We start from the raw sequence: 14,269 nt of genomic DNA on the forward strand, positions 1-14,269 counted from the left end.
CAAACTTTATTACTACGTTGATAATCAGTCAAAGTGTCACAGCACCTTACAAGAAAAATATGCCAGTTGCGTAAGTCCTAAAAGATAAGGATATAGGTCGAATTATTTCTTACTTTACCTAGATTAAATTAATTATGACACCGCCAAATACTCCTCAAGATTCAGATTCTCCAACTCCGCAAAGTCATCCGCGACGACGTGTTTGGCTTGGCAATATCGCGAAAATTGCTGGTGTTTCTATTCTTGGGCTGGGTATTGCTGGTTATTTCGGCTTGGATTATTTCATTCGTCGCAAGTTGCCCGGTTTATTAGATAAGCAATTAACTGAGTATATCAATCGCCCTGTTAAGGTGGGTGAGGTAAAAAATTGGTCATTGAGTGGTATTAGATTGGAAAACTCTTCAATTCCAGCTACTGAAAATGACCCAAACTATGTTAAGGCTAAAGCTGTAGTTATCGGATTTAATCCAATTCCGCTGTTGTTTACTCAAACCCTTCCTTTAAGCATAAATTTGATTGAGCCGGATGTTTATGTGGAGGAAGATAAACAAGGGGAGTGGGTAAGGCTTAATTTAGATACCAGCGATGAGGGGGAGCTTCCGTTTGATATTGATGCGAAAATTAATTTACGCAGAGCAAAGGTTGCTGTGCTTCCTCAAGCTTTAAAAAATCCCTTTGCTGTGGAGGATATTAACGGCTATCTCAACTACAGTCAAAATAAGTCTTGGCAATTACAGTACGGTATTAGTGCGCCAGTTGTGAAGGGGAAGGTAGATATTGATGGTGTTACTCAGCTAACTGATTATAAAAGTAGGATTAATGCCAGGATTGATAATCTTTCTTTACCAGACTTGAGCAATTATGTCAAAGATAATCTTCCGGTAACGATTCCTAGCGGTTTATTAAATGCTAATTTGGAAATTGATTTACCAGGTTTATCGAAATTCGCTGAAACTCAGGTTGATGGTACCGCTAACGTACAGCGTTTACAGGTAAAATCTCCACAGTTGAAAGTTCCTGTGAACGCGATCGCTAATTTAAATTTCGATGGGCAAAGGGTTATTTTTGGGGATACTAGAGCCAGTTACAGTAATTTAACTACTGCGGTTTCTGGGGTTGCAGATTTAGATAAAGGTTTTGATTTAAAGGTTAATACGAATTCTTTTAATATTGGCAATCTGCTGAAAACAACTAAACTAAAGTCTCCTGTAGATATAAATGGTAATTTACAGGCTCAGTTATTACTTAAGGGAGATGCCCAAAATCCAATTCTACTGGGCAATGTTTTCAGCAACCAAGGGATAATTGTTGATAAAGTTGCATTTACTAAGCTAAATACTGTTTTCGGGGGAAATTTTCAACAAGTAGTTTTACAAGAATTTCGCGCTACTCCCGCAACTGGTGGTGATATTTTAGCTAAGGGTAAGGTTTCGTTTCCGAAGTCGCTACCGGAAGTAAAGGATTTTAGTAAGTCGAAAATAGCTTTAGATTTTGATGCTCGAATTGCTAATCCGCAAGCAATTGCTGCCAACTATGGCGTTACCGATGAGATGCTGAAGTTGGGAAGATTATTGGCTGAAGGTGAGGTTAGCGGTACGATTGCAAATCCTCAAGGCGCTTTATCGTGGGAGTTACCTAGAGCGGTAGCAGATATTGTTGGCAGAGTTTCTGGTGGTGGTAATGTTAGGTTAGCTGGTAATCGAGTTACTTCAAATAATACGATACAAACTGCTGAAGGTAAGGTAAATGTTGATGGTAGAGCCAATTTAGCTACGAATAATTGGAATGCTGCTGTTAATGCGAATCGTTTGGCTTTGAATCCGTTTTTGGCGAAAGTTGAAAATGTTGGGGAAAGGATTAAACAAAGTCGGATATTTTTACGACGTGCTGATATAAATTTAGCGGGAAGTTTAAATAATTTTAATCCAGGGAGCATTCGCGGTAATGCTGATGTCAATTTAAATATTAATCAAGGGAATGTTGCTGTCAACGGTAATTTAAATCGCGGAATTTTGACGGCGAATGCCAATGTTAGGGGAATTGGTTTAAATAAAATTGTGCCGGAGCTGCCTTTAGCTGTGACGGTTGCCAATACAAAGGCTAATGTTTCTGGTAGGTTGAATGATTTATTAGAATTTGAATCTATTGATAGTTTGGATAGTTTCCGCGCTTCCGTTAACGGAAATTTGATTTTACCGGAAGTTAAGGGAAGAGGTAGAGTTGATTTTAACGGGAATGGGAATTTTGCGACGAAGAATTGGAATTTGGTTGCGAATGCGAATTCTTTACCTATAAGTAGTTTATTGTCGGCAGAGCAAAGACAGCAATTTCGGTTAAATCAATTAAATCAGCCAGTTACTTTAAGGCGCGGCAATGTTAGATTGGCTGGAAATCTCGATATTATCAACGATTTTGATTTTAATAAGGTGAATGGTAATGCCGATTTAAATTTGGCTGTTAATAATGGTAGCGTGAGAGTTGACGGCAATTTGAATCGGGGAATATTACAAGCGAATGTCAACGCTAATAGTATTGCCGCAAATCCGTTTTTACCAGAATTACCCTTACCTGTAACGGTAGCGAATACCAGAGTTAATCTTTCTGGTAGAGTAAATCAGCTACTAGAATTTGAATCGATTGAAAACTTAGACAAATTAAATAGTTTCCGCGCTACTGCTAACGGAAGATTAATTGTACCCGGCAGCAGAGGGGATATTAATTTCAATGCGAATGGTAATTTAGCGACGAATAATTTACAAGCTGTTGTAAATGCAAATCGAATTTCGTTAAATCAACTTGTCGAAAATTCACCTTTACCTGTGACGGTGAATAATAGTAGAGTCAACGTTGCCGGTAAGATAAATCAGCTTTTAGCAAATAACTTTGATAATCTTAACGCCGATGTTAATGCTAATTTAACAGTTGCTCAAGGTAGTGTCAGAGCGATCGCCAACCTCAATAATGGTAGAATCGCTAGCAATATCAACGCTAATAATGTCAACACATCTGTATTATGTCGCAGTTTTGATATACGGTGTCCCGAACTTTCCCAACTATCGGCTAAATTAAACTTGGCAGGAGAAATTAAACCTTTACTTGAAGGGAATCCGATTTTAATTCAAGCCAACCAAGCTTATGTTAATACCCTGCAACAAGAATTAAACGCCAAAGGGCAAATTGTGATTGTACCAGGTGACGATGGTATATCTTCTTGGAATGTTGCCACCGATTTAAACGTTGATGCAAATTCTAACTTATCTAAAATTCCTTTAAAATCTATAGCGCGAGAGTTAGATGAAGAAGGTATACCAAAAATTAAAGGTAGAGCCAATTTTTCCGGTAGACTTATCGGCAGAAATTTAATTTCAGCACCTTTTGCTCCCGGTAACGTCAGATTAGCAGGAAATTTAAACTTAAGAAATCTGGCTTTAGATAATCGGATAAAATTTCAACCTTTATTACAAGGTCCTGTTGATATAAACTTAGGAAACAGCATCGAATTTGATTTGCAAGGTAAAACAGATCGAATCGCCGCTAGTTTACAACCTTGTAATCGAGAAAATTGTTTATCTCCTTATCTTCCCAGCTTTTTCGACCTCAGACAAGGAGTAAATACCCAAAATCCGATTCTGCTCGCAGGTAGAAGACAAGGGGATGTTTTAGATATCGATTTGAAAAATGCTTCCTTATCCTTATTAAATCTTGTTCCCGTTGTCGAAGAAACTATCGGTACTACCGTAGATGGTAAAGTAACCGGAAATCTGGATGTAAATCTTTTCAACTTAGCAACTGCTGGCAATATTCAAGTAGAAAATCCTGCAATTGGTGCTGTCAAAGCCGAAGAATTCGTTGCCGCTTTCTCTTATGATGGGGAAAATGCTCGTGTCGATGCAGCAACTTTGCAAATTGGTAAAACCGAATATGCTTTGCAAGGCAATTACAATTTAAAATCCCAGGATATTAACGGTAGATTGGTAGCAGATAATGCGAGAGTGCAAGATATTTTCGCTGCTGTTAATGTATTTAACTTGGAAGATTTGCAAGGTGGAGTTGATAATATATTAAATCCCGAATACGGTGATGCTGATAACTTACCAACTCAACCAGTTGGAAAACCTAATGCTCCTATATTAGAACAAATCCGCTTGTTTGCAGAAATTGTCAATCGCATTCAACAACAAGCTGCTTTACAGCAAGATGAAAATACGATTCAATTTGATATTCAAGGGGAATACGATGCCGAAGTTGCCGTTGCCGGAAAACTTACAAATCCCCAAGTTAATTTTCAGCTATTAGGTGACGATTGGCAATGGCGACCTCAAGAAGAATATGTTACATACAATGCCCGTAAAGGCGTTATTGTCAAACAAAATCAAGCTATAGATATTAGTAAAGTAGTTGCTAGGGGAAATTATAGCAACGGAATAATTAAATTAGATCCAGCACAAGTCAATGTGGAAGGTGGCGAAATTGCTGTTGATGGAAGTTTAGAATTAGATGGATTCAAATCCTTGGGAACAGTAAAAATTGCAAATCTTCCCGTAACTTTAGCCGAAAGGTTTGTTGATTTACCAGTTGATATCGGCGGCACCTTCAATTTACAAGCAAACCTCGGTGGAAGTGCATTCAAACCAGATATTCCGGAAGGTACATTTTCCTTAATTAACGGTACCATCAACAAAAAATCTTTAGGAGAATTAGCCGGAAATTTCAACTATCTTGATTCTACTGGTAGACTTGTTACCACTCCTAATTCCGTTGTTAAAGTTGATGCAACGGTTGCTTACCCCCTACAGCTAGATAGAAGAAATACCGTAGCAGTACAAGCTAAAATTGATAACCAAGCTTTTCAACTTTTAGATGCTTTCACGCAAAACCAACTGCAATGGGTTGATGGTAATGGAGAAGTTGCGATCGCGATTGATGGCGATTTAAATACCGAAGCCAATACAATTCGCGGAATATTGAGCGATCTAGTCGCAACAACTGCTATTAATATTGAAAATGCCACTATTAAAACTAAGCAGTTAGAAAGCGAGATTAAATTATCTGCTGTCGGTAACGCTGTTTTAGATGATGAAATTATTCAAGTAGAAGCAATATCCGGTAATTTAGCTAACAGCCCATTTAGTATCGCGGGCAATTTACCTATCTTTCAACCTCAAGGCAATCAACCCTTAACTGTAATTTTGGGTTCTAGGAATGCTAAATCTGAAGATATAATCTTTGAAGATATAGAACCTCAAAAAATTAAATTGAAAGGTTTATATAGCGGAGAAATTGCTTCTTATATAAACGTTTCCCGTACAGTATTGAATCCCGTAATTAGTGGAGATATTCTGTTACAAAAAGGCAAAGTTGATATCCCCAAACGCGAAGAAGAAAATACCGAAGAAGCAACAGCGAAATTAAAAAATGCCGCAAATGAAGTTGCAACTCAATCTAAACAATTAAACCAACCCCAACAGCCAAATGATTTACCTATTAACCCCACATTTGACAATTTTAAAGTCACTTTAGGTAGAGGTTTTAAATTTAGCCGCAGTCTACCGCGAGTTAACTTCCGCATGGCAGGGGATATTACAGTTAATGGTGGTTTAAATAATCTCCGGGGTAATGGACAAATTGAGCTTAAACGAGGTAGCTTGTTCCTACTAGAAAACTCATTCTTCATCACCCGCGATCGCAAACAAGTAGTTACATTTTCACCAAACCGCAGTTTACTAAATCCCCAACTTGATGTAGAATTACAGACTACAGTAGTTGACGCTCCAAACTTTGACCGTTTAGAAGCAGATAATAACGAAATACGAGATGATATTGTTGCAGCAGCGAACCCAGAACAAATTGATGTCAGAATTTTAGTTGAAGGTGAAGCAAACCAACTACTTGCTTCTTTAGGTAACAGTGCATCTGATGGAGATGCTTGCATAACATATCAAAGAAATGTCCGATTATCCGAATTAGGGACAAACGTTACCGAATCCGAAAATAAATTAAGAAAAGTTTCCGACTGCATCAACGCGAATAGTAAAGTAAGCATACAAACCAAAGATTTGCTTGATAACCCCGCAGTAGCATTAACAAGTATCCCCAGTCGTAGTAACAGTGAAATTTTATCGCTGCTAGGAAATCGTACTTTTGCAGCAATACAAAAACTCGAACAACAACTTACTAGCGGAAACGAAGCGGAATTGCTTGAATCTTTAGTATTAGACTATTTAGTTGCACCTTTAGAAACAGAAATTACCCAAGAATTTTTATATCAAGCTCAGAAGCCTGTAAACTCTTTGGGTAAATCAATTGGGTTAACCAGATTGCAGGTATTTCCTTCGTTTACAGGGTTAAAAGATATTAACGAAAATTCTTCAGCCAGATTTGTTTACGATTACGAAGCGGGTGAGTTTCGATTACAGTATGAAGCGAGATTTTAGTTCACGAAAGAAGAGGGAAGAAGAACCCACATTTAAAAAAGTGGGATTGAAATTGTGACTAATGCATCGCTGTGGGGGAGAAGGGTATTTTTCTTTTCCGGAGATGTCTAATGTAGAGACGTAGCACTGCTACGTCTCCGTAAGCTGTCAGAAATAAAAAATTGTTATTTCTTCAATCTCTCTAATTTTATAGATGATTAAACCTATTGCTTCTTACGCTTGAGACTAGATATTCCAATGCTACCTATAGCTAATAAACCTAACATAGAAGCCGGTTCTGGAACTGATTGCGAATCTACCGAAGCTATTCTTAAAGATACACCTCCGGCGTTATCACCGTAAGCGCTATCTCTGATTGAGAAGTTAACTAGAGTATCAGATGTAAGGGTAAAAGTGCTATCTACAGCATTCTGTAACGCTAGCAAAGGAGTACTATAAACACTTGGTGATGTATATTCTTCGGTAAAGTCTGTAGTAGATATAGTATATCTATTCATCCAACCTTGTCCATTGCCAGTACTTGTACCCCAAGCATTTCAACCATTATAATTGCCACCGTCGCTGACTCCGATGTAGTCAACTGAATAGGTTCCTGCTGATAAAGTTAATGAGATTGGACTATTTTGCCTAGCATCTATATCAACTATTTGGTTAAAAGTAGCAGCTTTTGCTTCTGTTTGAAATACACCGAAACTAACAGCAACACCAGCAGCAACCATCGCTAATTTATTGATTAATTTCATGACTTTGTTTTCTTCTCTTTATTTAAAAATGTTTTTTGTCTTTCTATATCAGTGATAATTCAATTTATCTCAATGTGCAATAGTTTGTTATCTACTTCGCAATCTTTTTATTATCTACAATCAAAAAAGTATTTAAAACAAGGATAAATGATTTAAATTCCAGGTAATACAAATATGATAGCAACAAAATAAAAAGTATTTGTTCCGCAAAAAAGCGAAATACCTGAAAAAATCTGAAAAAAACTGAATAATTATTTATCATTATTAATTGACTTAAATATTGAGCAAATATCAAATAAATTAATAATTGGTACCTTGCAAAGAGCTTTTCTATCTTTTTAAGTGTTTATACTGATGTCAAAATAAATTTTTGTTGAAAATATTTAAATAATACTAGTTTATTCCTAGTACTCCAGCAAGCTAACTATCCAGAGTGAATAAGGAGTAACAAAGTTCTTTACTTCCCCTTCTTCTGTTCGATTACTAGGAGCAATTGTATTGTCTACATGCTCGAATTTACGATATACATACAAATAAAAATGCTCCTAATTTTTCAAGTAAGAGCATGTTCTCAGTTTTCCTAAATTTAATTACTTCAGCACTTACCGTAACCGTCACAGCAACCTACAGCATAAATGTGCCAGTTGCGACTATTCCTATACTTATCTTCAAAATTTTCTGAATCCCCTTCTTCGCTTAATACAATCTCTCTTACTCTGGTAAAATAGCAGTTTTTAGTCGAGTCGAATACACTCTGAAAAGACAGCAATCCTTCTCCTTTATAACTGTCATGTGCAGGCAAGTACCCTCCACATTGTTTTAGGGATGTCAACCGTGTAAAATCGTCGTTCCTTCACCCTAGTCTTCGACAACCCGTGAGCCTCACTTTTGCGGGGGAACGGGAACATCTTCTATGAACTCTTCGGATAGGGCTTAGAGCAATTTAGTTCATACTTCCAAACTGGCTTCTAGGTAGAATTTTAAAACTTATGCTTACACCGTAGCCTTTGTCAAGCAGACGGAAGCAGGGTAAGGTTGAATTTTGATTGCATCCAAATGTAAAAAGCTATAATTTCAATTCACTTTGAACAGCATTCTCTCCTTCTCTTCCCCTTACTGTATGAAAAATATTAGATGCAACAAGGTTGAACGTAGTGAATAAACTTGACTTGACTCTAAACTATCTGTTCTTGACGCTTATAAATGAATAAACTAATAGCACCTACAGCGAATAAACTTATTACCGAAGTAGGTTCGGGAATTGATTGCGATGATAGTCTCAGAGATACACCGCCAACATTATCCTGATAGTAATTGTCCGCTATAAAAAAGTTAACTTTCGTATTTGATGCAAGGGTAAAAGATGTATCCACAGCATTCTGCATTGCTTGTAGAGGATTACGGTAGACACTAGGGCTGGAGAACATGTCACTAAAACCCTCGAAAGATATACGATAACTATTTATCCACCCTTTTCGACAGCCCTCTCCATGACTATTGCAAAAAGATGTGACTCCTTCTCCCCAGGCATTCCAAGCATCATAATTACCGCCATCACTCATTCCAATGTAATTAACTTTATAAGTTCCTGCTAATAGATTTAAAGAAATCGCATTGTTAGTGGTATTTTCTCTCGCATCTAAATTGACGATTCTACTGAAACTAGCTGCGTGTACCTCTGTTTGCATCAAACCAGAACTCATAGCCAGACTAGCGGCGAGTATTGCCAACTTGTTGAATATTTTCATCGAAAGCTTCTCTTCTTTAATTTGAAAGACTTAGCAAATCTTTCCGTACTTGTCAGTGATAATTGATATTTATCTTTGACGCAAGGGATTATTGAGTATTTTGTAAAAGCTTTATGAAATCTATTTTTCTATACTGAGATAAAATAAAAAAAGCATCAATAATTGACCTAATACGTTTTAAAAGCTTTATGAAAATAGTTGCTTATGTATTTAACCGCATTCATCTATTAATTTTCATCAAAACTATTTAAAAAGTAATAGTTATATTTGCGGCTATATTCTTATTTATGCCTTAATTGATCTTAGCTTTTTTATTGTTAGTGATAGGGTAAACTAATTTTACGTAAAAGCACTATCAATGTTTAGTATCTATTTAAGCTATTTTCATGAGTTATTCTTAAAAATTTCTCAATATCTTTACTTACCTGTAATACTTTTTCTTCAGGAGTCTGGGGCATTTCTTTCGATTTATTTTTAATTGCATTTTGAATATCGCGAGCCAGTTGAGTTACTTCCTCGACTTTTATAATCCAGTTATTTGCGTAACTCTGTACTACGCTACCGCGAATACCCAATTGCAATGCGCGATGCTCCAAACGTCGTAAGGACAAATCTCTATCGGGGTCCCATTGATACCTTACCTCAGATTTGTCTAAACTTCTTTTCCAATCTCTTTCTGATGCAAAAATATCTCTGTCGAATGATGTTGGTATTGCTTGCTTAAGAATCTCCTGAAAACCTTCATGGGTGAGCTTGATTTTTAAGATAGATTCTTGTCTATGTTTTGTTGCATAACCAGAACGATACAGCATCCAACCAAATGAAGGCTTAATCCAGGTCATTCTTTCCATATTAAAACCCTTACCAAAAGTTCCTTTACGTAAAGCTTCTTCCGCTATAGAAGGTTTGAAAGCTTGATATACATAAATTCCTTCGCTGTCATAAGCTGCTAGTATTTGTCGCTGCATCTACTAAAAACTTTTTTAATCTATTTTAGAATACATATATTACATTGTAGCACAGAGGGCTAATTAGTACTTTTTCAAACCAAGATTAGCGGGTTAAGTTGGAGAGGGTTAATATTATGTCCGATTAAACAGTTATCATACCTGTGAGGGCAAAGCAATAAGTAATCAGGGCAGCATATTATGTTGGTAATAACCGCTATCTTTTCAATAGAGTTATAAGTACTTAGACAAAATTAATTGTATATTTGTCATTGCGAGTCGAACGGAGTGACACAAATAATTTTGCATACCCACTTATCGTAAGTAATTAACCGGACTTGAGATAAGAAAAGGTTGTTTACGATGCATCCCGGCTTTCTAGATTTGGTGAACTACTAGATAAGTTCTGAAAAATAAAATAACCTTGGATAATATTTTTATCCAAAGCTATCTGACAGCATAAAGTGGTAATTATTTGTGTGAATTTTTTTGAGCAAACCATATCGGACGTTCGCCATCTAAGACCGCTCTGATGGAGGGTTGCGCCTCCCCTCGATGGCGACGAAACAGAGGAAACGATAAAAACTCCATAACGTCCAAATTTATTAAATTATCGCACTGTCCGAACACCTGCCAATTCGTTCTTCTTCGGCATTCGATAATGGGTCACTGCGGCATAACTCCCATCCAGTACTGTTGCTCTGAATCAACTTCAGACTATCTAAATCCGTAGCATAACTCAATCAAGAGTTGCAAGCTGACTAATTTAAGATATTATTGCTATTAGAAACATTCTGAGCAAACCATATCGGACGTTCGCCATCTAAGACCGCTCTGATGGAGGGTTGCGCCTCCCCTCGATGGCGACGAAACAGAGGAAACGATAAAAACTCCACAACGTCCAAGGCTATTAAATTATTACACTGTCCGAACACCTGCCAATTCGTTCTTCTTCGGTATTCAATAATGGGTCACTGCGGCATAACCCCCATCCAGTGCTGTTGCTCTGTTCCTTACATTTATAACAATATCAAGGATATTTCAGAAATTTGTCGCTCTAAGGTTCTATTGTTGATAATACTTTGGGTAGAACTGCTCAAGTAGTACAATTATTCCTTATAGGTGTAACGAGATGTTAATAAAATTGCGATCGCTGTTTTGAATAAACCTGCAAACCAAAGCTGACTCTACAATGTTGACAATCCAAGCTTATGATACCTCCGACATAGAAGCAGTTATTAAGCTGTGGTGGAAAACTTGGCACAATACATTTCCTGAGATTAGACAGAATGTAGTTTCCGGAGCCACCATCAAAGACATCGTTGCTATTGTAAAATCTCCCGATTGTAAATTAATCAGAAATCATTAATTTCATCTTTGTTGCTTATCTTCTTTTGAAAGTAGAATCGAGAGATTATCGGAAATGAATCGAGAATAACTAGAGAAATCGAAATCAGTTATCAACTAACAACTAACCACTATCTATCCACAGAACCCATCACTACATCAATACTTCCTAAAATCACAAAAATATCTGCAACTTTTACACCTTTTATTAATTGCGGTAATGCTTGTAAATTGTTGAAATCTGCGGGACGAATTTTCCAACGGTGAGGAAAAGCGTTGTCGTCACCAACTAAATAAATTCCTAATTCTCCTCTGCCAGATTCGACACGAACGTAATGTTCTCCCTTGGGAATCTTAAATGTAGGTGCAACTTTCTTGGCAATATATTGATAATCAAAACTATTCCATTCTGACTTTTTACCTTCTGCGATACGCTTCGCTTCTAAATTTTCATAAGCACCACCCGGTAAACCTGCAATGGCTTGTTTAATAATACTTATAGACTCGCGCATCTCCCCCATTCGCACTAGATAACGAGCTAAACAATCGCCGCTTTTATTCCACTGAACTTCCCAATCAAAATCGTCATAACATTCATAACGATCAACCTTGCGTAAATCCCACTTTACCCCAGAAGCCCGCAGCATGGGGCCGGAAATACCCCAATTAATTGCTTCTTCCCGACTGAGAACTCCTACGCCTTCAACTCGACGACAAAATATCGGATTATTGGTAATTAATTTCTCATATTCATCTACTTTAGGTAAAAAATAATCACAAAATTCTTTACATTTAATTACCCAACCATAAGGAAGATCGACAGCAACACCACCGATGCGAAAATAATTGTGGTTAACCATGCGGTATCCCGTAGCAGCTTCAAACAAATCGAGAATCATTTCCCTATCCCGAAGCGTATAGAAAAAAGGACTGTGTGCCCCGATATCACTAATAAAAGGTCCCAACCACAGCAAATGATTCACAATTCGCGCCAATTCCAGCATGATTGCTCGGATATAGCTAGCACGCTTAGGAATTTGGATATCAGCTAATTTCTCAACAGCATTAACTGTAACTGCTTCGTTGAACATGCCACCATAATAATCCCAGCGACTAACGTAAGGAACGTACATGATATTAGTGCGATTTTCAGCGATTTTCTCCATTCCCCGATGTAGATATCCTAAAACAGGTTCGCAATCTACTACATCTTCTCCATCAAGCGTGACAACGATTCTGAAACAGCCATGCATCGCAGGATGATGGGGACCAAAATTAATCGTCATCGGCTCGGTTTTGGTTTCTATTCTGGGCATCAGGAAGTACCATTAACTGCTTTTACTTCCTAATATGGCGATCGCCTTTATCGTTGTCTTGTAGATTCGTCCAATTTTTTGCACATTATTGAGATATTTTGACTTCTTTGTTTGAACTTAATTTTTGCAGAGCCTCTGCTAGTGTTCCGTTAAAAGATTACCTATGTTTGAGAGAGGGCAGAGGGGAAAGAGAGGGGAGAATATTTTTAATATTTCCACACACCCATCAAAATTATTTTCTCCCCCTGCTCCCCTGCTTCCCTTGCTCCCCCTGCTTGTCAAAACCCAGCATATTAATGAAAAGAAATACTAGCTTGTCCCATTAATCTTGATGGGTTAAGAAGTCGCTTCGTAGGTTGGGTTAAGCGAAGCGCAACCCAACTTTGGTGTTGGGTTACTCTAGGAGAAAGCTCCGCTTAGACTTCGTTCAAGCCAACCTACAATTATAAATATCAAACAGCTTGTAGCTTCTATCAAAAAATGGGACTCAAACCAGATGGAGCAACAAAAATTGGGCGTTGCTGATTAAAAGTATGAACAGCCCCCAACCCCCAATTCGGGGGGAGAAGTACATTTTAAAGTAGAACATACTTGGGGGATTTAGGGGGCTGCTGTTAGATAGTGATAATAAATTCATATCTCAATTCAGCAACGCCAAAAATTGATATTCGAGAAGACTTTGAACTCCGAGAAATTCGCTATTCACAAAACTTAACGTAAATCTTCCCCTCCGCGCACCTCCGCGTTAAACTCTGCCTACCTTTGCGTTTAAAATTCTTCCCTCAACCCATGATAGAACCTAAAATTATCGTAGATTCCCCACACCACAACGCTGAATGTCCGTTGTGGCATCCCCAGCAGCAGTATCTTTACTGGACGGATATTCCTCAAGGTAAACTGTATCGCTACAACCCACAAACAAATTCTCACGCACAAATCTATTCAGGAGAACCCGTTGGTGGTTTAACTATGCAAGCTGATGGTTCTTTAGTGCTATTCAAAACCAAAGGAACTATCGAGCAATGGAAAGAAGGTAAAATTACAACTTTAATCAACGAAATACCCGCAGAAAGACATACTCGTTTCAACGATGCGATCGCAGATCCAATGGGAAGAGTTTTTTCCGGTACAATGGCAAGTTCAGAAGACAAGGGAAGACTCTATCGTATAGATACCGATGGTTCGATTCATATAATTTTAGAAGAACTTTTGGTTCCCAACGGTATGGGTTTTTCCCCAGATTTAAAATATTTTTATCTTACCGACTCCGACACCCGCACCATCTACCGTTTTAATTACAACCAAGAAACGGGCGATATTACCAACCAGCAAAATCATATACTTGTCCCCGAAGAAGAAGGAGTTCCCGACGGAATGACAGTTGATGCGAATGGTTACATTTGGTCGGCTCGTTGGGATGGTAAACATTTGTACCGTTACGCTGCTGACGGTACGGAAGTATTACGTATAGAATTTCCCGCTTTAAAAGTTAGCTGCTTGGCTTTCGGTGGCTCAGACTACAGCGAAATTTATGTTACCACGGCAGGAGGCTACGACCGTTCCCAAGAAGGTGCTGGTGCAGGAGCAATCTTTCATCTTCAAGCTGATATTAAAGGTGTGCCAGAATTTACATCTCGGATTTTTATTGACTAGTGACGGAAACTCCGATATTTTTTTGAGTTCTATTTTAAACCTTTTAGGAATTACGCAACTGGCACATTTTACTTGTAAGGT

8 protein-coding genes are annotated in these 14,269 nt (G+C 37.8%); 3 read left to right on the top strand and 5 right to left on the bottom strand.

Annotated elements, in window-relative coordinates; genetic code table 11:
- Positions 1-134: 134 nt before the first annotated feature.
- Positions 135-6,434 carry a DUF748 domain-containing protein gene (locus tag RIV7116_RS25890; protein ID WP_015121286.1) on the top strand — a complete coding sequence of 2,100 codons (6,300 nt, stop codon included), beginning with the start codon at positions 135-137 and terminating at the stop codon, positions 6,432-6,434.
- Positions 6,435-6,637: 203 nt separating this feature from the next.
- On the opposite strand, the gene RIV7116_RS25895 is transcribed toward RIV7116_RS25890, so the two are convergent.
- The 4 genes from RIV7116_RS25895 to RIV7116_RS25910 all read right to left on the bottom strand — a co-directional run bounded on the left by RIV7116_RS25895 (position 6,638) and on the right by RIV7116_RS25910 (position 9,893).
- Positions 6,638-6,931: a PEP-CTERM sorting domain-containing protein gene (locus RIV7116_RS25895; protein WP_015121287.1), complete on the bottom strand. Its 294-nt coding sequence runs from the start codon at positions 6,929-6,931 to the stop codon at positions 6,638-6,640.
- 39 nt (positions 6,932-6,970) lie between these two features.
- Entirely contained in the window at positions 6,971-7,177 is a 207-nt protein-coding gene (locus RIV7116_RS25900) for a hypothetical protein (protein WP_015121288.1), read from the bottom strand.
- A 1,175-nt stretch (positions 7,178-8,352) separates the two neighbouring features.
- The gene (locus RIV7116_RS25905; protein WP_015121289.1) at positions 8,353-8,925 is read right to left on the bottom strand and encodes a PEP-CTERM sorting domain-containing protein; all 573 of its coding nucleotides are present in this window, start codon (positions 8,923-8,925) and stop codon (positions 8,353-8,355) included.
- 362 nt (positions 8,926-9,287) lie between these two features.
- Complete coding sequence (locus tag RIV7116_RS25910; RefSeq protein ID WP_015121290.1) at positions 9,288-9,893, bottom strand: DUF4291 domain-containing protein; 606 nt, start codon at positions 9,891-9,893, stop codon at positions 9,288-9,290.
- Between the two features lie 1,171 nt (positions 9,894-11,064).
- On the opposite strand from RIV7116_RS25910, the gene RIV7116_RS36080 reads away from it, so the two are divergent.
- Positions 11,065-11,241 carry a hypothetical protein gene (locus tag RIV7116_RS36080; protein WP_015121291.1) on the top strand — a complete coding sequence of 59 codons (177 nt, stop codon included), beginning with the start codon at positions 11,065-11,067 and terminating at the stop codon, positions 11,239-11,241.
- Between the two features lie 109 nt (positions 11,242-11,350).
- Here RIV7116_RS36080 and RIV7116_RS25915 read toward each other — a convergent pair whose 3' ends face one another.
- Positions 11,351-12,535: an NAD(P)H-quinone oxidoreductase subunit H gene (locus RIV7116_RS25915; protein WP_015121292.1), complete on the bottom strand. Its 1,185-nt coding sequence runs from the start codon at positions 12,533-12,535 to the stop codon at positions 11,351-11,353.
- Between the two features lie 789 nt (positions 12,536-13,324).
- Between RIV7116_RS25915 and RIV7116_RS25920 the strand changes: the two genes are divergently transcribed.
- A complete protein-coding gene (locus RIV7116_RS25920; protein WP_015121293.1) occupies positions 13,325-14,188 on the top strand; it encodes an SMP-30/gluconolactonase/LRE family protein in 864 nt (287 codons plus the stop codon).
- The last annotated feature ends 81 nt before the right edge of the window (positions 14,189-14,269 follow it).

It is taken from the genome of Rivularia sp. PCC 7116 (genome assembly GCF_000316665.1).
GTDB lineage: Bacteria > Cyanobacteriota > Cyanobacteriia > Cyanobacteriales > Nostocaceae > Rivularia.